This is a genomic window from Vibrio sp. A1-1 (assembly GCF_021728175.1).
GTDB classification, from domain to species: Bacteria; Pseudomonadota; Gammaproteobacteria; order Enterobacterales; family Vibrionaceae; genus Vibrio; species Vibrio diabolicus.
In genome coordinates, this window is record NZ_JAKKCL010000011.1 from 163,127 (window position 1) to 181,503 (window position 18,377).

The 18,377-nt window shown below is 42.4% G+C and carries 14 protein-coding genes and 2 pseudogenes; 9 read left to right on the forward strand and 7 right to left on the reverse strand.

Annotated elements, in window-relative coordinates; genetic code table 11:
• Positions 1–104 precede the first annotated feature (104 nt).
• Positions 105–1,544 carry an FAD-dependent oxidoreductase gene (locus tag L3V30_RS16310; protein WP_237309311.1) on the forward strand — a complete coding sequence of 480 codons (1,440 nt, stop codon included), beginning with the start codon at positions 105–107 and terminating at the stop codon, positions 1,542–1,544.
• A 27-nt stretch (positions 1,545–1,571) separates the two neighbouring features.
• Here the strand turns inward: L3V30_RS16310 and L3V30_RS16315 are convergent, their stop codons facing one another.
• From L3V30_RS16315 to L3V30_RS16325, 3 genes are read right to left on the reverse strand one after another with little or no spacing between them, the layout of a single operon-like run.
• Positions 1,572–2,507: a biotin-dependent carboxyltransferase family protein gene (locus L3V30_RS16315; protein ID WP_046876110.1), complete on the reverse strand. Its 936-nt coding sequence runs from the start codon at positions 2,505–2,507 to the stop codon at positions 1,572–1,574.
• Entirely contained in the window at positions 2,504–3,187 is a 684-nt protein-coding gene (locus tag L3V30_RS16320; RefSeq protein WP_065646253.1) for an allophanate hydrolase subunit 1, read from the reverse strand. Before L3V30_RS16320 ends, L3V30_RS16315 begins: the two co-directional genes overlap by 4 nt.
• Positions 3,187–3,942 (reverse strand): 5-oxoprolinase subunit PxpA, encoded by a 756-nt coding sequence (locus L3V30_RS16325; protein ID WP_104973678.1) that lies wholly within the window; start codon positions 3,940–3,942, stop codon positions 3,187–3,189. The genes L3V30_RS16320 and L3V30_RS16325 overlap by 1 nt, the downstream gene beginning before the upstream one ends.
• A 319-nt stretch (positions 3,943–4,261) precedes the next feature.
• Between L3V30_RS16325 and L3V30_RS16330 the strand changes: the two genes are divergently transcribed.
• Both L3V30_RS16330 and galE read left to right on the forward strand, forming a co-directional pair.
• Positions 4,262–6,220: a diguanylate cyclase gene (locus tag L3V30_RS16330; RefSeq protein ID WP_237309312.1), complete on the forward strand. Its 1,959-nt coding sequence runs from the start codon at positions 4,262–4,264 to the stop codon at positions 6,218–6,220.
• A 54-nt stretch (positions 6,221–6,274) separates the two neighbouring features.
• Complete coding sequence (galE, locus tag L3V30_RS16335; RefSeq protein ID WP_047010392.1) at positions 6,275–7,291, forward strand: UDP-glucose 4-epimerase GalE; 1,017 nt, start codon at positions 6,275–6,277, stop codon at positions 7,289–7,291.
• Between the two features lie 338 nt (positions 7,292–7,629).
• Here galE and L3V30_RS16340 read toward each other — a convergent pair whose 3' ends face one another.
• Positions 7,630–9,711 carry a TonB-dependent hemoglobin/transferrin/lactoferrin family receptor gene (locus tag L3V30_RS16340; protein ID WP_012842289.1) on the reverse strand — a complete coding sequence of 694 codons (2,082 nt, stop codon included), beginning with the start codon at positions 9,709–9,711 and terminating at the stop codon, positions 7,630–7,632.
• 232 nt (positions 9,712–9,943) lie between these two features.
• Between L3V30_RS16340 and L3V30_RS16345 the strand changes: the two genes are divergently transcribed.
• Positions 9,944–10,831, forward strand: a complete 888-nt coding sequence (locus L3V30_RS16345) for a LysR family transcriptional regulator (RefSeq protein WP_005395465.1) — start codon at positions 9,944–9,946, stop codon at positions 10,829–10,831.
• Positions 10,832–10,907: 76 nt separating this feature from the next.
• On the opposite strand, the gene L3V30_RS16350 is transcribed toward L3V30_RS16345, so the two are convergent.
• Positions 10,908–13,541 carry a bifunctional acetate--CoA ligase family protein/GNAT family N-acetyltransferase gene (locus L3V30_RS16350; RefSeq protein ID WP_203342492.1) on the reverse strand — a complete coding sequence of 878 codons (2,634 nt, stop codon included), beginning with the start codon at positions 13,539–13,541 and terminating at the stop codon, positions 10,908–10,910.
• A 236-nt stretch (positions 13,542–13,777) separates the two neighbouring features.
• Here L3V30_RS16350 and L3V30_RS16355 point away from each other — a divergent pair, with 236 nt between their 5' ends.
• The 4 genes from L3V30_RS16355 to yciH all read left to right on the forward strand — a co-directional run bounded on the left by L3V30_RS16355 (position 13,778) and on the right by yciH (position 16,314).
• Positions 13,778–14,347 carry an SPOR domain-containing protein gene (locus L3V30_RS16355; RefSeq protein ID WP_005390018.1) on the forward strand — a complete coding sequence of 190 codons (570 nt, stop codon included), beginning with the start codon at positions 13,778–13,780 and terminating at the stop codon, positions 14,345–14,347.
• A 149-nt stretch (positions 14,348–14,496) separates the two neighbouring features.
• A complete protein-coding gene (locus L3V30_RS16360; protein ID WP_237309313.1) occupies positions 14,497–15,486 on the forward strand; it encodes a D-alanine--D-alanine ligase in 990 nt (329 codons plus the stop codon).
• Between the two features lie 128 nt (positions 15,487–15,614).
• On the forward strand, positions 15,615–16,001 hold the full coding sequence (locus L3V30_RS16365; RefSeq protein WP_085344751.1) for a DUF3319 domain-containing protein: 387 nt from the start codon (positions 15,615–15,617) through the stop codon (positions 15,999–16,001).
• 1 nt (position 16,002) lies between these two features.
• Complete coding sequence (gene yciH, locus L3V30_RS16370; protein ID WP_012842285.1) at positions 16,003–16,314, forward strand: stress response translation initiation inhibitor YciH; 312 nt, start codon at positions 16,003–16,005, stop codon at positions 16,312–16,314.
• A gap of 510 nt (positions 16,315–16,824) precedes the next feature.
• On the opposite strand, the pseudogene L3V30_RS16375 reads toward yciH, so the two are convergent.
• Positions 16,825–17,040 (reverse strand): annotated as a pseudogene (locus L3V30_RS16375) (helix-turn-helix transcriptional regulator); the annotation flags it as partial.
• 155 nt (positions 17,041–17,195) lie between these two features.
• Here L3V30_RS16375 and L3V30_RS16380 point away from each other — a divergent pair.
• Positions 17,196–17,825, forward strand: coding sequence for a peptidase M15 (locus L3V30_RS16380; RefSeq protein WP_065275290.1), 630 nt, complete (start codon positions 17,196–17,198; stop codon positions 17,823–17,825).
• 62 nt (positions 17,826–17,887) lie between these two features.
• Here L3V30_RS16380 and L3V30_RS16385 read toward each other — a convergent pair.
• A pseudogene (locus L3V30_RS16385) lies at positions 17,888–18,220 on the reverse strand (IS3 family transposase); the annotation flags it as partial.
• Positions 18,221–18,377: the final 157 nt, after the last annotated feature.

An 18,377-nucleotide genomic window follows, 5' to 3' on the forward strand; every position in this document is an offset into this window, starting at 1 on the left:
ATATTTCGCAAACCCATGAACTTTTTGTGATTTTAATCAAGCCCAAACACGAGTAGAATCCACCGTTAGTAAAGAATTTTCCTTATAAAATTTTTAGTGAAGCAATGAAGTCTGAGTTTCCAAATTACAAAGATAAGCACATCGCTGTTGTTGGTGGCGGTGTCGCAGGTGCAACAGCAGCAATTCATTTTGCGGAGCTGGGTTTTAAAGTTTCCGTAATAGAGAAGGGCGTATCACTGGTAAATGGTCCGCCCATTTGCCATTTACATGCAGGTGGCAACTTATATCGAGAGATTTCTGAGCAACAATGTTTAGATTTGTTAGCACAATCCATTGATACCGTTCGCCTATATCCGCTTTCACTGAATATTCGCCCGACGATCATTGCAGTTCCTTATTCTGATGGTGGAGACCCATCCGCACTTATTCCTCGACTAGAGGTGGTGAAAAATGCGTATAAAACGCTCGTTGATAAAGATCAAAGCAACAAAGTGCTTGGTGAACCAAGTGAATACTACAAATTGTATTCAAAAGAGGATCTAGAAGCACTCGCACAACGCACTCAACCAAGTCACCCTGCAACCTTTGATGAGTGGTGTATTCCTTTTGCTCAACATGCTGATCTAGAAGCGCTAAAGTACCCAGTTGTGGCGGTTCAGGAATATGGCTGGAGTGTTTTTCGCCTTGCCGCAATTGCCAACTTAACGTTGAACGCTCTGCCAAACGCCTCAGTATGCACACAAGCAACGCTCAAACAAGCGGACTGGATGGGTAATCACTGGCAACTTGGTTACGAACGAGATGGCATTGATTATCTTATGACATGTGACTACTTGGTCAATGCATGTGGTTTTGAAACAGGATCCATTGACAATACCATCGGTGCCAAGCGTGATAGGTTAGTTGAGTTTAAAGCCGCTTACGTAACCAAGTGGGCAGACTGTCAACAACTGTGGCCAGAAGTTATTTTCCATGGACCGCGTGGAACTGATAAAGGAATGGCTCAACTGACTCCCTATGGCGATGGTTATTTTCAGCTTCACGGCATGACGAAAGGCATTACGCTATTTGAAGATGGCTTAGTTGAGAGTACGCCGTCCTCAGCTCAGCCCGAACTGCCAGTTCCTTTACTCTCAAAAATACGTAACGGTTGGCGAGAAGAAGTCTTAGAAGAACGAACCAATAATGCTATTAAACACATGGCGCAGTTCATTCCCGACTATCATTCTGCTATCAAAGGGGGAAAAGCCCTGTTTGGTGCCCAGCAAATTCCTGGAACGGATCCGGTACTCAGGGCAGCCGATGTGACCTTTGAAGACAACCATTACGCACGAATAGAAGTGGTAAAAGCGTCATCAACACTACTCGCAGCGCAAAAAATGCTTCAGTTCTGGTTTGATATCGAACCTAACCAAAACGTGGAATCACAACATCCAGTCGCTGTGCATTGGTCTGAGCAAGAAATTGAGCAGTACGCGATTAAACTCACGCAAGAGCGAGACTATCCGCAAGCGTTAGCAGAGCGTTATGGGATGCCGGCATAATAGTTACGTATGGGCTCAGAGGTTGTATTAATATCCAAAAAACTGAGCCCATTGGCACCATACTTCTTGCAAGCCTTGTCTATCTCCTTTCACAAAATTCACTTTTTGCCCGGGTTTCGCCTGTGCCAACCTTGGCAGGTCAATACGTGCTACACAGCCAAACTTAGGATAGCCACCGATGGTTTGGTGATCGTTGAGCAACACAATGGGATTACCATCGTTAGGAACTTGAATCGATCCTAGCGCAATTCCTTCCGACAGTACGCCTTCGTAAGGCGGTTTGATTTTGTTTCCTTCAAGACGATAGCCCATACGATTTGAATCAGGGGATATGGTGAATGCGTTGCTATAAAAGGCTTGGCGAGCGTCTTCATCAAAGTCCTCATTTTGATAGCCTTCAATCACTCTCAGCTTGATAGGTAAGTTGTAATCCGGCTTAAAGCGAAATGTCATCAGCCTTGGTTTGTGTTTCGGTAAGTTATGAGGAAAAAAGGGAAGAATATCGCCTGCTTTTAAAGCGCCACCATTTGAGTCATAACCACCAAGAGATTCTCTCGTGACTGTAGAGGCACTTCCTAAGTGCTGAGCAATATCGAACCCACCTTTAACCGCAAGATAGGATCGAAGTCCATTTTTTGCGACTCCGAACTGCAGCTTCTGCCCCTTCTTCAATGTAAAGTCAGACCAATTTGAGATAGGCTCACCATCTACTTTTGCATTCAAATCACCACCACATATTGCAAGATGGCAGTTATGTAGTGCGACAAAGCAAGCGTTACCCAAAGTAATTTCAATCGCAGCGCAATTGACTACGTTACCAAGTAAATGGTTTGCCCAACTGTAGGCGTAATCATCTACGGGGCCACCTTGAGTCACGCCAATATGCGCTAATCCAAAACGACCAAAGTCTTGAATCAAAGAAAGTGGCCCTGACTTTTCCACCAGCAATCCAGCGTAACTCATAGAACACCTCCTAACTCGATAAACTTTTGTTTGGAAATGGCATTGAACGTGACCTTGTCACCTACTTCAAACGGTATAAAAGGTGGCGTATCAGAGAAAAGGGGAAGCGGGCTTCTACCAATAATGTTCCATCCGCCAGGACTATCTGATGGATAGACGGCCGTTTTAGAGTCTGCGATTCCCACGCTTCCGGCTGGTACTTGCGTTCTTGGTGTAGCTAACCTTGGCATGTGTAATTGAGTATCAACATCGGAGAGGAATGCAAAACCTGGAGCAAAACCAATCGCTGAAACCGCATACTCGGCTTGAGTATGTAAGGAAATGAGCGCGTCTAATGATAGTCCACGATCTTGAAAGCGGGGCAAATCTAGCGCGGTTTCTTCGGAGTAGTATACGGGAATAGTGATGTGGTTAGGTTGAACAAGGCTGAGCGATTGAGTATCAAACTGACTGATCATTTGATGCAGTTTATGCACTAAATCTTTTTCATTGATTCGAAAAGGCAAGTAATCAATGAGGATGGTTTGATAGGAGGGGACCACGTTCATAATGATTGACGCTAAAGTGTCTTTTATGTTGCGAGCAAGTTCTCCGACCGCATTTTCAGAGATACTCTCGTCAAACTTAATGAAAATACTGCACTCGGAGATCAAAGAAATACTAAATTTCTCTTTATGCATTAATTTCCTCCCGCGTATAGGCTTTGACGGATCTTTTGGATCAGAGCGATCGACTCTTCATTGTCACCATGAACACAAATCGTATCGGCTTCCAGTAAAATGTAGCCGCCAGAAGCGGTTTTGACACGCCCAGAATCTGCTAACGTACGGACTTGCTCAAGTATCGCATGCTCATTCTTTAACACGGCATCAGGCTGTGTCCTAGGTGTAAGTAATCCGTCATCTTGATACAAGCGGTCTGCAAATGCTTCAAACAGCAAGGGAACGTCATAATCATCTGCGATTTCTAAGTATTTTTCGTTTTCCTGTGACGCTAGAATCATTAATGGCACTTTGAACAAAGCTGCCGCCTTTACGACTGATCTAAATATCGAATCACTTTTCATCATGTCGTTGTATAACGCGCCATGAGGCTTTATATAGCTAATATCTGTGTATTGAGCCCGACAAAGTGCCTGTAAAGCGCCTACTTGGTATATAACCATGTTAGTAATTTCATCACCCGTCATGTTTATACTGCGCCTGCCGAAGCCTTGGAGGTCGGCGTAGCCCGGGTGTGCTCCAATATCAACATCGTTGTCGTTGGCGAGAGTGATAGTGTCGTGCATGACATTAGGATCGGAAGCATGAAAACCGCACGCGATGTTTGCCATATCAACATGAGGCATAACATCTTCGTCTGCCCCCATAATCCAAGAGCCAAAGCTCTCACCCATGTCACAGTTCAATGTAAGTTGCTGTTTATTCAATGTCATACGTTTTATTTCTACACAAGCAATGGGTTCACGATGCAGGAAAATGCATCTAGGTTCAGTGACTCACTTCATTCTTCTATCATGAAAGCGAGGTTTATGATCTGATGGCTGACGAAAAAAATCACTTTAGTCCATAAAGATGTTGCCGTTATTTGAGTTGATCCGAATTTTAAGGTATTTCGTTCCTTTTCCATCCAATTATTGAGAATTTAAGGTTATTTTGCATTGGCATCGTGTTAATCTTGTCGCCCTTAATGGGTAATAGATTGCATAACAACGCTTCTGTCATTTTTAGTGGTTGTCTGCGACAGGAATACATATGTCATTACGAGCAAAGCTTATTTGGCCAATTTTGGTCTTTATAACGGCTATCTTTGTTATCTCAAAAGGTTATACCTCGTATACTGCATACCAATCGTCTAAGCATGAGTTGGTCGAACAAACGAGAAAGTTGATTAACAATGTTTCTTTCTCAATTAAAGATGCGCTAACGACAAAGAACAAGCAAAAAGCTCAAACTACTCTCATCAACTTTTTAAACCAGCCGAATGTTACGCGGGTCAAACTTTACGACCAAGATGATCAACCTTTCGTTGTTCTTGAAGGAGGTGGGGTATCAGCTCCCGTCCCTAATCAAACTGAAAGAAGCAAGTTACACGCGCTAGGTTATGCCTTATCTGCCAAATTTCTTTATGTTCTAGAGCCAATTATTCACGATGGTCGTGTCATTGGCAGTATGAGGGTTACGCTTTCCCATCGTCCAATCATAGAAGCCCAACAATCTTTACTTCGAGATGGTGCTGTACTTCTTCTGTTGCTGTTCGCTGGTGGCACTATCTTTTACATAAGTATCGATAGGCTTGTTCTCAAACCTGTTATAGAACTGAGTCATACGATAGAGAGTGTGACACACGGACAAAATACGGATACTCAAGTTCGCTATTACTCCAAGGATGAAATTGGAGAACTCGCACATTCCTTCAATCAAATGATGAACAAGTTAACAACACGCGAGAAACAGCGGCAACATTCATTAGAAATGTTAGAACAAAAGCGGGCGTTTTCAGAAGAAGTCATTGAATCTATTCAACATGCATTAGTTATTACCGACAACTTCGGGCGTGTTATTTACTGTAATACTGCGACTCGGCAGATATTTCAAAAAAAGTCAGAGGAACTTGAGCATGCCAATATCCGTGATCTAATTAAAACGAAAACACCGAATGAGCTGAGCCAAATCCTAAGTAGGGGGTTAGAATGCGATGACATTCACCTCAAAAATGCAGACAACGAACAGCAGTTGAGTTTAACCAGTCGTCGTTTGTCCACACATGGACACTTATTGTTTTCGATTCAAGATATCACCGAAATTGAAGAGGCCATGAGCAGGCAGCGTGTTGCGGGGCGTGTTTTTGAGATCAGCCAAGATGGCCTCATCGTTCTTAATCATCGAGGTGTTATCACAATGGCTAACCCTGCGGTCACTAAGTTAGTTGGACTAGAGATGGATCAGCTTATTGGGAAGTCATTTATCCAAACACTTAAGTGGCGCAAGTTGCAGGAAATGATGCCTAGCATCATTGAATCGATAGAAAACTACGGGGTATGGCAAGGGGAAGTTATTGAACAGAACCATCTTGGCCAGTTTGTGCCGATGTTTGCAAGGGTTAATCGTATCGTTAAGTGTGAAGACAATGGGTTCTACGACCTAGTCATTGTTCTTACCGATCTTTCTGGTGCAAAAGAGATGGAACGACTTGAGTACTTAGCTCATCACGATGCACTAACGGGGTTAGCGAATCGCTCCAAGTTCCATTTAGAGTTGGAAGAATTAGTACAACGGTCGGGATACTTACGTGACGAATTTGCGGTGCTTTACCTCGATCTCGATGGTTTTAAAGAGGTTAATGATACCTATGGCCATGACGCAGGTGATGAAGTTCTGAAAAAAGTAGCCGAGCGTCTAACATCTGCGACTCGACATAGTGATTTAATCGCAAGACTTTCGGGTGATGAATTTGTCATGTTGGTTAATCCTGCCAACCAAAAAGTCGTCACCCGAATTGCAGAACAACTGCTCGAAAGCGTATGCACACCAATCGAGTACAAAGGTAACTCGCTCAAGGTTGGCGTTAGCATCGGCGTAAAATTGGTCGGTGTTAATGAGCGAGATGCCACTCGAGTGTTAAAAAGTGCAGATACTGCAATGTATCAAGCTAAAAAAGCCGGAAAAGGCCAAGCAATATTAATGGGATGTGAATTGCAGGAGACAGTTTAAATCGTAACGTCAAAGCTTTAAACTAAACCCATTCGCGTCAGAAGGAATGATAAAATGAAAGTACTTGTTACGGGTGGTATGGGCTATATCGGTAGCCATACATGTATTCAAATGATCGAAGCTGGTATGACGCCAGTGATTCTAGATAACCTGTACAACAGTAAGTCTACGGTCTTAGAGCGCATTGAAAAGGTATGTGGCGTAAAGCCAACCTTCATCCAAGCCGATATCAGAGATAAATCGACAATGGTAGAGGTTCTAAAATCGAACGATATAGAAGCGGTTATCCATTTTGCAGGTTTAAAGGCCGTCGGTGAGTCCGTAGCAAAACCTCTAGAGTATTATGACAACAATGTGAATGGCACTTTGGTATTGGTTGATGCAATGCGCGAAGCTGGAGTTAAATCGTTGGTATTTAGCTCCTCAGCAACTGTCTATGGCGATCCTGCTTCTGTTCCAATCACAGAAGACTTTCCAACTAGCGCAACTAACCCTTACGGACGCAGTAAATTAATGGTGGAAGAGTGTTTAACAGACTTCCAAAAGGCGAATCCAGATTGGAGCATCACACTTCTTCGTTACTTTAACCCTGTAGGTTCACATCCAACAGGTGAGTTAGGTGAAGATCCTCAAGGTATTCCAAATAACCTAATGCCGTTTGTTTCTCAAGTTGCGGTGGGCCGCCGAGAGTTCCTCTCTGTATTCGGTAGCGACTACCCAACGAAAGATGGCACCGGCGTGCGTGACTACATTCATGTGATGGACTTATCCGATGGTCACGTCGCTGCTTTGGAAAAAGTAGGTAACAAAGCTGGGCTTCATGTCTACAACCTTGGCACTGGCAATGGCTACAGTGTGCTTGAAATGGTGAAAGCATTTGAAACCGCAAGTGGTAAAAATGTTCCATACCAACTTGTTGAACGTCGTCCAGGCGATATTGCGGAGTGTTGGGCTGATCCATCAAAAGCAATGAATGAGTTAGGTTGGAAAGCGTCTCGTACTCTAGAGGAAATGACGGGTGATACATGGCGTTGGCAATCTAACAACCCTCAAGGTTACCCAGACGCCTAATCTTGATTTACATAATAATAACAAAAAGACGCATAATTGCGTCTTTTTTGATCCAAATCGGAAAAAATCGTAAATTACTGGTTAAAAGGTAGCAAGTCTATATAGAGCTGTTAAACTATGTCCGACTCTTAATTTGGGTTATAAATTTTCTCATAGCTATTGGGGTAGTTCATGGAACTCGGTCTGATCATCACTTTTATCATTGCAGCAGCAGTAATGGTGAAAAAAGAGATGGCAAAACAGTAAACTTTCATTTTTCATACTTTTCTTTACATTTTTGAAATGAAAGCCATAAAAAAAAAGCCAGCATTAAGCTGGCTTTTGTGTTTTCGGAGGCTTTAGAACTCGTATTTAGCTGTAATTGACCAGTTCCGCCCAGCTTGAGTCAGATCTTTGTTTTCTGTCTGAAGGTCACGCACATCATTCCAATTGTAGTACTCTTCATCTGTCACGTTGAACAGACCTGCTCGCAACGTAAGGTCTTTAATAGGTTTGTAGTACGCGGTGACATCTACGACCGTAGCTGCGGAGATAGGCAATACTTTATCGTCATTTATGTCGCTTTTATCTTTAGATGCGGTGTAGTTAATGGTTAACGTGGTTCCCCAGTTTTGTTCTGAATCGTAATTAAAGCCAGCGACAAGGTTCCAAGGGTTAACACTGTTTAGTGGATTATTGTTTCCATCTTCACCTTCCGTATACGCCGCTGCTAAACGAGAGCTAAAGCCTTCTATTGGCATGAACTTGTTCCACGAAAGTTGGTTTGAAAACTCAATACCTTTAATTGTCGCTTTGCCAATATTTACGTACTGCAGAATCGCAGGGTCAGTCACTGGTGTCCAAGTGCCAGAGACGGTTTTACTCTCGATGAAGTTGTCGTAATCGCTGTAGAAAACTGACACTTCACTGCTAGAAATGTCATTATTATGTCGCCAACCAAATTCGTACGAAATGCTGTCTTCTGCTTTTAAATCAGGATTTGGCTTAAAAATGTAGCCATGCATTGGGTTGCCGAAGGAGTAGTACAACTCTTGGAAATCTGGAGCACGGAAACCTTGGCTTATTTGTGCGAATAAACGATGTTGTTCATTAAGCTTATAAACAGAACCTAAGCGGCCTGTAAATGCAGAATCAGAAAACTTTTTGTAGTCGCTAGCCGCGTTACCACTTGGGTTGCTGCTTGTGTCACCTGGATCGGTTTCAAATGCATCCCACCGTACGCCCGGGGTAATCGTAAAGTTACCTACCGTAATTTCGTCTTGTAAAAAGAGCCCGTAACGACGCTCGCTCGCAGAAGGGATATAGAAAATTTCTTTGTTTGCGCTTGCACTGTTGTACTCTTTGTTAACGTTCTTAATGTCTTTATCACTGAAGGATGCACCGTACACAAAGTAATGCTCTGTACTACCAAGCATGAGATATTTGTCGAACTGAGAATCAAACTGGTAACCTTCATCCTCGTATATGTAGTCTTTACGTTGGTTATTCTGACCTTTAACACGATCAGTAATGCCGTTTTCTTCTTTGCTAAGCCAATCTAGTTGCCAGGTAAGGGAGTCCGCTACGGCCGTTTGCATCTCCCAGATGTGTTTTATACCAACTTGATATTGTTCTGTTACATCCTCACTTGTTGCATTAGTATAACCGTTGTAAGACTGCTTTCCGTTGCCTTTGTTGCGAATATAATTCCCATTGAACTCAACACGATGTGCATCATTGAGTTGGTACTGAAGCTTAACCAGTAAGTTGTTCGCTTCTGTATCTGCATCTGCTAGATCTCCAAAGTTATCCAGTTCATTGCCGTCGCGACGCGTATAAGCAAGTAAAGATTCCAAATCGCCAGTTTTGTGCGCTAATGCCACAGATTCACTGAATGTATTGTCTTCGGAAGAGTAGTTTAACTTCGCATGGCCACCAAAGTTACGACCCTTAAGGAAATCAGCCGGATCTTTAGTTTCAAATGCAACAATGCCACCAATTGCGTCAGAACCATGTAGAGACGATGCTGCACCTTTTACAATTTCAACCGCTTTTATTAGGTCGGTATCCACGTTAACGCGAGCAGAGTTAATGAACGTATTCCCTGATTCGAACTGGTTACCTTGAGATACGCCGTCCACAAGAACTTTAATTCGATTGCCTTCGATACCACGGATATTGATACTCTGGACACCTTGGCGAGAGTTTGTCTTAACCGTGACTCCTGGCGTGTACTCAAAGAGGTCATCTAAGCCAGTGACCATGCTTTCTTCGATGTTCTTATCAGTAACGACCGCAACAGAAGCAGCAGTGTCTTCGATTTGGCTATTAGTACGAGTCGCAGTCACGACCACTTCATTGAAGGTTGAATGATCTTCAGCGTAGGCACCTTGGGATAGTGCAATCAGAATAGAGGCTGACAAAATTGATTTTTTATACATTGGCTTCAATACCTTAGATCCATAATAGGTAACAACAAACGGGATATTAATAGATCTAAATAATAATTACTATCATTACCATTGTCATTTGTGGTTTTATCTTGAGTAGAACTCTTAGGTTATGAGCATTTCTAGTCTTTAGTTATCAGTGTGTTATATTGTTTAATGTTAGTTCTTGATAAGATCATCCAAATACAATCAATGTGACAAAAATCACATTAAGAGAGGCCATGTGCAGAGTCCAATTACGTTAGAAGCGCTCCATATTCTGGATGCCATTGACCGAAGAGGGAGTTTTGCAGCTGCTGCGAATGAGTTAGATAGAGCCCCGTCATCACTGAGCTATCAGATCCAGAAACTCGAGCAAGACTTAGACATCATTATCTTCGATCGCTCTGGCCACAAAGCCCATTTTACTGAAGCAGGAAAGCTCATCCTTGAAAGAGGACGAGCCATTTTACAAGCCAGTGAAAAGTTAGTGAATGATGCAACGTTATTGGCGAATGGCTGGGAACTGGATATTACCATTGCCTTTGATGGCATTATTCCTATATCCAATTTCTTCCCTATGGTTGATGCATTGGCTGAAGTCAGCTCAACACGAGTCAGACTGCAAGAAGAGATCTTGGCTGGTAGCTGGGAATCGCTGAATACAGGTAGAGCGGATTTACTGATTTGCCCATCACTTGATACACTTCCTCAAGAAGTCAAATCAGAAAAAATTGGTAAAATGAGCATGTTTTGGGTAGCGGCAGCTGATCACTATGTTCACAAGCGTAGTGGTAAGTTTGATGAGGCGGCGCGAGAAAAGTACCGAATTATTGCCATTGCAGACACTGCACGCGAACAACCTGCGCTCTCAATTAATATCATTCAAAAACAGCCTCGCTTGACCGTCACCAACTTTACGGCAAAAGTAGATGCGCTCACTGCAGGTTTAGGCATTGGTACGTTACCAAGCCAAATTGCACAACCTTTGATTGATAGTGGCGTATTGAAGCGAATCGAAGGTACAGAAGAGCAGCCGATGGATATTATCTTAGCATGGCGCCGAAATACCATGGGTGAGGCGAAATCCTGGTGTATTCAATACTTGAAAAAGAATTGGAAACTAAAGTAACAACGTAACTTTTACTTCTTAGGTTCCCATTGCTTATCGAATCTAAGAAGTAAAGTTATCGCTAATGCTTTATTTTTCAATTTAAAGGGAGCACCATATCTGCCGTACCATCGGCAAACTGAACATCGACTTCAAATCCCAGGTTTTGAGCTAACATCAACATCCCTCTGTTTGTAGGCATGGTCATTCCAGACATTTGCTTTGTGCCTTTAATCTTGCAATAGCTGATAATTTTCTGCATCAGCACTTTACCTAAGCCTTTTCCTTTCAAATCTGAACGAACCAAAATAGCAAACTCAGCATCACTATTATCTGGTGTAATCAATGCGCGGGCTACGCCTATGATAGACGGTCCGTCGGTATTAAACGCTACCGCAACAAACGCCATTTCGCGGTCGTAGTCGATTTGAGTGAAGTTTGCCAAAGCCTCATGGTTGAACTCACCAACCTCAGAAAAGAAACGCTTATAGAGATCTTCTTTCGATACGCTATTAATGAATTGAGCATGCAGCGGCTCATCTTCAGGCAGGATAGGGCGAAGCAGGATAGGTTGGCCATCTCGAAGCGTTACAGTTTCGACAAATTCTGCCGGAAAAGGACGAATCGCCAGACGTTTTTGCGCATCTCCCTCGTATTTACACAGTGTGATGTCCGCATCGAGGATAGTTAAATCGCTTCCCGACACTAATACTGGATGGATATCCAGTCTTTGTATTTCTGGCAACTCAACCGCCATTTGGGAGATACGAACTAAGAATTTCGACAACTCACTAATATCGAGCGCATCTTTGTGTTTCTGCAGGCGAATCTTTCCAGACTTTAAAGCCACAACGACAAGGTAGCGTGCAAGCGTCATGTTCAAAGGAGGAAGTGCAGCGACGGCATCTTGGGCGATATTCCACTCCGAGCCGCCTTGACCAAGCAAAATCACAGGTCCAAAGACCTTATCTACTGCAATACTAATCCGTAGCTCTTCAGCGCTGCCGAGCTTTGCCATACCTTGTACCAACAGACCGTGTACATTGGCAGAAGGGTAACTTAGCTTTACGGTATCTAGAATGGATAGCGCTGCGTTGGAAACTTCTCGACTGTTTCTTAAATTCAGGGCGACACCGTGTACATCCGATTTATGAGGAATGTCTGGAGATCGCAACTTAACCGCAACAGGGTATCCGATATTTTCTGCCATATGCACGGCTTCAATTTCGTCAGATGCAATCCATGTTGGCAGAACATTAAACCCGAACAGCTTAAATAATGGGCTGGTTTGATGCGTATCCAAGGTAACTGTGTTTTTATCCAGTAGTCGTTCATTTACCCATTCTTTTGCAGAACTCACACTTCCAGAGTGCAATGGCTCAGCCGTCGTTGGCGTTTCCATTAATTGCTTCTGGTTTCGCCGATACTCAACCAGGTGCATGTATGCAACGACCGCACTTTCCGGCGTTCGATAGGTTGGAATGCCAGCTTGAGTAAATGCCAGTCGTGCCTCTCTCGACGTTTGTTCTCCTGACCAGTTGGTCAAGATATTAAAATGCTTATGCCGAGGGTGAGCCTTGATCGCCTCAATAACAGCTTGAGCAGTTTCAAGAGGGTCGGAAACCGCAGAAGGACTATGCATAATCAAGATCGCATCTGCACAGTCGTTATTCATCAGTGCGTTAATGGTATCAATGTAGCGTTTTTTTGTTGCGTCACCAGACAGATCAATCGGATTTCGAGCGCGCCAGTTGGACGGGAGTGCAGTTTGTAATTGCTCAATGGCAGCGTCATCAAGTGTTGCGAGCTGGCCACCACGTTCAATCAAAGTATCAACGGACATAACAGCAGGGCCGCCGCCATTGGTGACGATCGCTAAACGCTCTCCACGAAGTGGCACAGAATGCGTGAGTGTTTCTACCGCAGCGAATAGCTCATGCGTATTGCTGACTCGTAACATACCAGTTCGACGGATGGCAGAATCGTAAATTACATCAAGCGTATCACCATCTTGCTGTTCGAAAGTATTCATCTCTTTAGAGCGGCCCGCTTTTAATACCAATATACGGCGGTTCCGTGAAGCAGCTCGCGCAGCAGACATAAATCGCCGAGCATCCTGGATATTATCCACATAAAGCAGAATAGCTTCCGTATTCCCATCCATACTTAAGTAGTCAAGCAAATCTGCAAAATCGATATCCTGTCCGCGTCCAATCGAAATGAACGAAGAAAAGCCAATATTCTTATCATTTGCCCAGTCTAACACTGTGGTACACACCGCCGCAGATTGTGAGATGAACGCAATTTTTCCGGGCTTAGCCGCAACAGGAGAAAACGTGCAGTTAAAATTGTGCCAAGGCAAGATAATACCTAAGCTGTTCGGTCCTAAAACTCGAATATTCAATGATGAAATATTTAAAGGCTGAGCGTCATCAGAGATAACAATCGCAAACGGCGTGCCTCTTTCATCTAACTCTTTAAGCAGTTGCTCGTTGCGTGAAACGTTCGTACATAAAATCGCAATATCTGGCGTATAGGGTAGGGAAGCCACATCAGGGTAGGCTATAACTCCGGATACCGCTTTGTATCGCGGCGTTACTGGCATAATCGCGCCACCAAACCCACTTTGTAGAAGGTTGCGCATAACGACATGCCCTGCTCGCAATGCTTTTTGAGATGCCCCAATAACGGCCACAGAGTTGGGTTTAAAGAGTTTATGTAGTTTATTCATGCTGACTCCTAGCCGTTTGCAAGTAACGTTTGCCTATCGGTTTCATATCAATCATAAACGAATAATTTATTGATAAAACGTCTTCAGACCAGACATTGCATAAAATGTGGGCGATGCTTATGGAGTTTGTGTTATTCATCACATCAAAATCACAGATTATTGTATTTGATGCTTGATAAACGGCCCTGCTATCGGCATGATTTATCGTAATATTTATCCAGAGCATTTGTTACTTCATGAAAAAAATCGCAATCATCGGCTTGTCAGTCCTGCTTTCTGCTTGTGCATCTGAAACTTACATCACAGACGTAACTTCTGAAAGTTATCGAGAGGACTACAAATCAGATCGTATCTCTAAGCCAATTATGGCGTCTGAAAACGCTGTAGTAGAAAAAGACGTACAACCAACTGTTGTGAAAATGACGGCAAAGCCTGAAGAGAAGAAAGTAGTCAAGCTAACGCCAAAAGAGCAGGCGAAGCCAGTTAAGATCGTACCACCGAGTAAAAAGCAAGCAGGTATTCAACGATTCGGCTATACCATTCAAGTCGCGGCTGTGGGTAGCCAAGCGAAAGTCGATCAGTTTGCAAATAAGCTGCCACAGAACGGTCAGCCAATTTGGGAAAACTACAAAGTCGTCAACGGTACTAAGTGGTTCTCAGTTTTATACGGAGACTACGCAACAAGCGCGGAAGCCAAGCAAGCGATTTCGACTTTGCCTGCTCAATTTCAGCAGTTAAGACCATTTGTTAAAAGCATTGACGCCATTAAAAACTCAGCTTACCCAACGCTTAACAAATTAAACTAACACATCAAATAAGGGAGCGAATAGCTCCCTTATTTATTTGTTCAAATCCTACTCGAACAAAATTCCTCACACTAAAATTACTGTACGTAACACTTCAAAGGTTTATCATAATAAATAGTATCTTTTGTAGGTCACGGAAAGATTGATTCATGATTAAAAATATTCTTCTACTATGCGGCGGCGGCTCTTCTGAGCACGAGATTTCATTATTGTCTGCAAACTTTGTCGAACAACAATTAAATCTTATTGAAGACGTTCACGTTACACGCGTAGAAATTAAAAACAAAGGTTGGATGACCAACCAAGGTGAGTTGGTTTACTTGGATCTCAATACCAAGCAGTTGTGCTCAAGTGAATCTAATCAAACCATCGATTTCATTGTGCCTTGTATACATGGTTTTCCAGGCGAGACAGGTGATATTCAATCTCTGTTTGAAATCGCAGGCATTCCTTACCTGGGTTGCGGGCCAGAAGCAAGTAGCAATAGCTTCAATAAAATCACATCTAAGCTTTGGTACGACGCTATCGGCATTCCCAATACGCCATACTTATTCTTAACGCGCAACGATGAAGAAGCTCATACTCAAGCTCATAAAGCATTTGAAAAATGGGGAAAAGTCTTTGTCAAAGCCGCTCGTCAAGGGTCATCTGTTGGATGTTACAGCGTCACAGAAAAAGATAAACTTTCCAATGCAGTAAATGATGCGTTTGGGTTTTCTGACCAAGTGTTGGTTGAAAAATCAGTAAAACCACGAGAGCTTGAAGTTGCTGCATATGAGATGAATGGCCAGCTGCACATAACGAAGCCAGGCGAGGTTATTGCACCTGACGGTGCTTTTTACTCGTACGATGAAAAGTACAGCAGTTCAAGTCACTCGCTCACTGAAGTTGAAGCGAAGAATCTAACCCAAGCGCAATTAGATGCAATTCAGCACGCATCTGAGAGGGTATTTAAGCAAATGAATCTTCGCCATTTGTCTCGTATCGACTTTTTCTTAACGGAAGATGATGAGATTTACTTAAACGAAGTAAACACATTCCCAGGTATGACTCCGATCTCGATGTTCCCTAAAATGCTTCAAAATAACGGGCACAAATTCCATGAGTTCTTGGAAGATTGTATAAACAGTGCCAAGTGATTAACGTTATCGAGGCGCGTTTTATGATAGAAATTGTTTTCTAGAGCAAGGTTTATTCAAGCCGTATTTGAATATTGCTCAGTAGCAATTATGATTATATCAACGCATTAAACAGATGACTCAGTGGTATGGCGATTTCAAACTATAGAGGTTTTAACCTGCAGTCAGGCGGACCAGATGGCAGTATTTGGAAGGTTAAAATCAAGAACCACGTCTTACAAGGCAGTTTGACGGCGGTAAAGAAAAGCATTGATTGGTGGTGCGATACCGCATCAATTATTGATCCCAAAGAGTTTGCTGCGCTTGGACAAAGAGCGCAGCAAATTGGTGGTGCAAAATCAGAAGTCTTTAACGGTTATACTATTCAAAATGATACAGGTCAGCCCAACTCTTGGTACTGTATGTTTAATGGTAAACTGATTAAGGGTAGTAAAACTGCTATTCAACGTCATATCGAAGCTTATTTAGTTGCAAAGCAAAAAGCGATGCAAGCACAACAACAAAAGAAACAATAGAATGACTCTGGTATATTCAACAGAAACCGGTCGAATTAAGCCGGAAGAAGAAAAAACATCTCGCCCCAAAGGCGACGGTATTGTACGAATTCAGCGCCAAACGAAAGGCCGTAAGGGTAAAGGTGTATGCATCGTGACAGGTTTAGACTTGGATGATGCACCTTTAAAATTATTAGCTGCAGAGCTCAAAAAAGTCTGCGGCTGTGGTGGCTCGGTAAAAGATGGCAATATCGAAATTCAAGGTGATGCTAGAGACAAGATCAAAGCGCATCTTGAAAAGAAAGGCATGACAGTCAAATTAGCCGGTGGCTAATTTACATTAAGGAAAACTCAGAATGGCGTCTAAAAATAGACGCCATTTTTTATTTTGGTAAGTAATACGCTAATTGAAGAACAAGCAATCGCAGATTGATAGATCGATATTAGCTATTTTATGGTAAATAGCCATTATGTTTAATACTCACATTAAAGTCTTTAAATTTCAAATTCACAGGGGAACAGGAGCGCTCATTGGCAACATTTGGCGTACGATTATATTAAATTTAACGAATCTATGAAGACTACCCTGTACATGGTTGGTTGGTCTTACTAAACTCATTATTAAACAATAAGTTATAGATAAGTCATTCATATTTTTACTAATTGTTGTACATGTACAAGCCATATTTGATGATAAATCGAGACTTTTTTGTACATGATGTACATGTACAAACTGACCCATTATCCACCACATATTCATTCAAGCTTTCTATCAATTTTGTGATGCAAGTCTGCTTTTGAAGTTGAGTTCGGGTTCAATTGGAACAGTTGTATCAGCTAGGAACTATTTTCCAGATTCTGTTTGCTCAAGCAATTGAGCAGCTAGGGCGAGAACTATTTGTTTATCACTATCCGATAGTTTGTTCAGGTTTTTCGCCAAGTCAGCGGAAAATTCATCTTCACAAAAAAAGTAGTTCAGGGGCACTCCAAGCTCGTCCGAGATAAGCTTCAAGGTTTGCACATCAGGAGTATGCTTACCTTTTTCATATTGGTTCATCCTAGCACTATCAATTTAAGCGGTATTAGCTAAAGCAATTAGGTCTCAATTTTAGTGCGCAATCAGGGCAATTCTTTAATTTCCATCTATCCTAAATCAGTACGGAAACAAGTGGTTGATGTGCAACTTCGTCAGTACGAGAGGGTAATTAGGAAGTTATGAAAAAACCAAGAACAGTGAAGTCATTAGAAGAACTAGGGCGAGTAAGGCTATCAACGAACTTTTTCATGCGCGATTTTTTGCACTCAGAGATATCCCAAATGGAAGGGATCCCAAATATTCCTGATTTCCCAGACATAGCGATCAAAGCTGGAACTGAACTTTGTGTAAAAGTATTAGAACCGATTCAAAGTGAGTTTGGACGTATTTCTATCCGGTCTGCATACCGTTCACCAGCTGTAAATGCAAGAGGCGCAGAAAATAAGAACCAGTATAACTGCTCACGTAATGAGGCCAACTACGCTGGTCATATTTGGGATTATCGAGACAGTGAAGGGCATATGGGGGCTACTGCTTGTATTGTGGTTAACTCATTTTTGCCGTATTACGAAAGAACAGGGCATTGGCAAGCTCTTGCTTGGTGGATTCATGATCATGTTCCAGAGTATTCGTCTATGTGTTTCTTTCCTAAGCTAGCTGCGTTTAATATCTCCTGGCATGAAAAACCAGAAAAACTAATAAACAGCTATATTTCTGGCTCCAGAGGTATATTAACTAAATTTGGGTGGGATAATTTTGGTGGTTCTCATGAGGAAGAGTATTTCGACATGCTAAATGAAATCGCTTAATTAATTTATAGTTTTATAAATTGGTTTGCTAAGTTATGGTCTGCTCCAGACTGGATAATTCATTAAGAGACATTTTGTTTTTCAAAGTTAACTAGGCTTAGATACCCAAGAGTACTGTGCGTTCTAGTCCTGTTACTATCAACTTCTATGTATGCGAAGATAGTTTGGTGCATCGCATCTCAAGTCATAATCACCTCAACTTTCATTGAATGGAAGACGCTCTCTACACAAGCAAATGTCCCAGCAATTTCCTTTTCTACTAATACTTTGTTATAGAAAGCTAAGAGGTCTCGATAGTCTTTTGAACAATATTGGCTACACCGATCACTATGAACGACAACTTGCTCTGGAAACTCGCGACGGGATAGAGCACCGCAGACCAGAGCCGTTGTCATGCATGGAGTCCAACTGGAATATTAGCCCATCTTAGCTTCTTTTTTACGGTTTTTTATCAAAGTGTAAAGTTAGGTGTGAGGTCTGTATTTTTTTGTAGAGATGAGTTCTTGTATAGTTGAGATTGGCTTTGTTTCATTCTTTGATTTACTCACTCAC

What these genes read in the sequence shown, in the direction of transcription:
- L3V30_RS16310 (WP_237309311.1), top strand. Translation starts at nt 105, where the DNA reads ATGAAGTCTGAGTTTCCAAATTACAAAGATAAGCACATCGCTGTTGTT.
- L3V30_RS16315 (WP_046876110.1), bottom strand. Translation starts at nt 2,507, where the DNA reads ATGAGTTACGCTGGATTGCTGGTGGAAAAGTCAGGGCCACTTTCTTTG.
- L3V30_RS16320 (WP_065646253.1), bottom strand. Translation starts at nt 3,187, where the DNA reads ATGCATAAAGAGAAATTTAGTATTTCTTTGATCTCCGAGTGCAGTATT.
- L3V30_RS16325 (WP_104973678.1), bottom strand. Translation starts at nt 3,942, where the DNA reads ATGACATTGAATAAACAGCAACTTACATTGAACTGTGACATGGGTGAG.
- L3V30_RS16330 (WP_237309312.1), top strand. Translation starts at nt 4,262, where the DNA reads ATGTCATTACGAGCAAAGCTTATTTGGCCAATTTTGGTCTTTATAACG.
- galE (WP_047010392.1), top strand. Translation starts at nt 6,275, where the DNA reads ATGAAAGTACTTGTTACGGGTGGTATGGGCTATATCGGTAGCCATACA.
- L3V30_RS16340 (WP_012842289.1), bottom strand. Translation starts at nt 9,711, where the DNA reads ATGTATAAAAAATCAATTTTGTCAGCCTCTATTCTGATTGCACTATCC.
- L3V30_RS16350 (WP_203342492.1), bottom strand. Translation starts at nt 13,541, where the DNA reads ATGAATAAACTACATAAACTCTTTAAACCCAACTCTGTGGCCGTTATT.
- L3V30_RS16355 (WP_005390018.1), top strand. Translation starts at nt 13,778, where the DNA reads ATGAAAAAAATCGCAATCATCGGCTTGTCAGTCCTGCTTTCTGCTTGT.
- L3V30_RS16360 (WP_237309313.1), top strand. Translation starts at nt 14,497, where the DNA reads ATGATTAAAAATATTCTTCTACTATGCGGCGGCGGCTCTTCTGAGCAC.
- L3V30_RS16365 (WP_085344751.1), top strand. Translation starts at nt 15,615, where the DNA reads ATGGCGATTTCAAACTATAGAGGTTTTAACCTGCAGTCAGGCGGACCA.
- yciH (WP_012842285.1), top strand. Translation starts at nt 16,003, where the DNA reads ATGACTCTGGTATATTCAACAGAAACCGGTCGAATTAAGCCGGAAGAA.
- L3V30_RS16380 (WP_065275290.1), top strand. Translation starts at nt 17,196, where the DNA reads ATGAAAAAACCAAGAACAGTGAAGTCATTAGAAGAACTAGGGCGAGTA.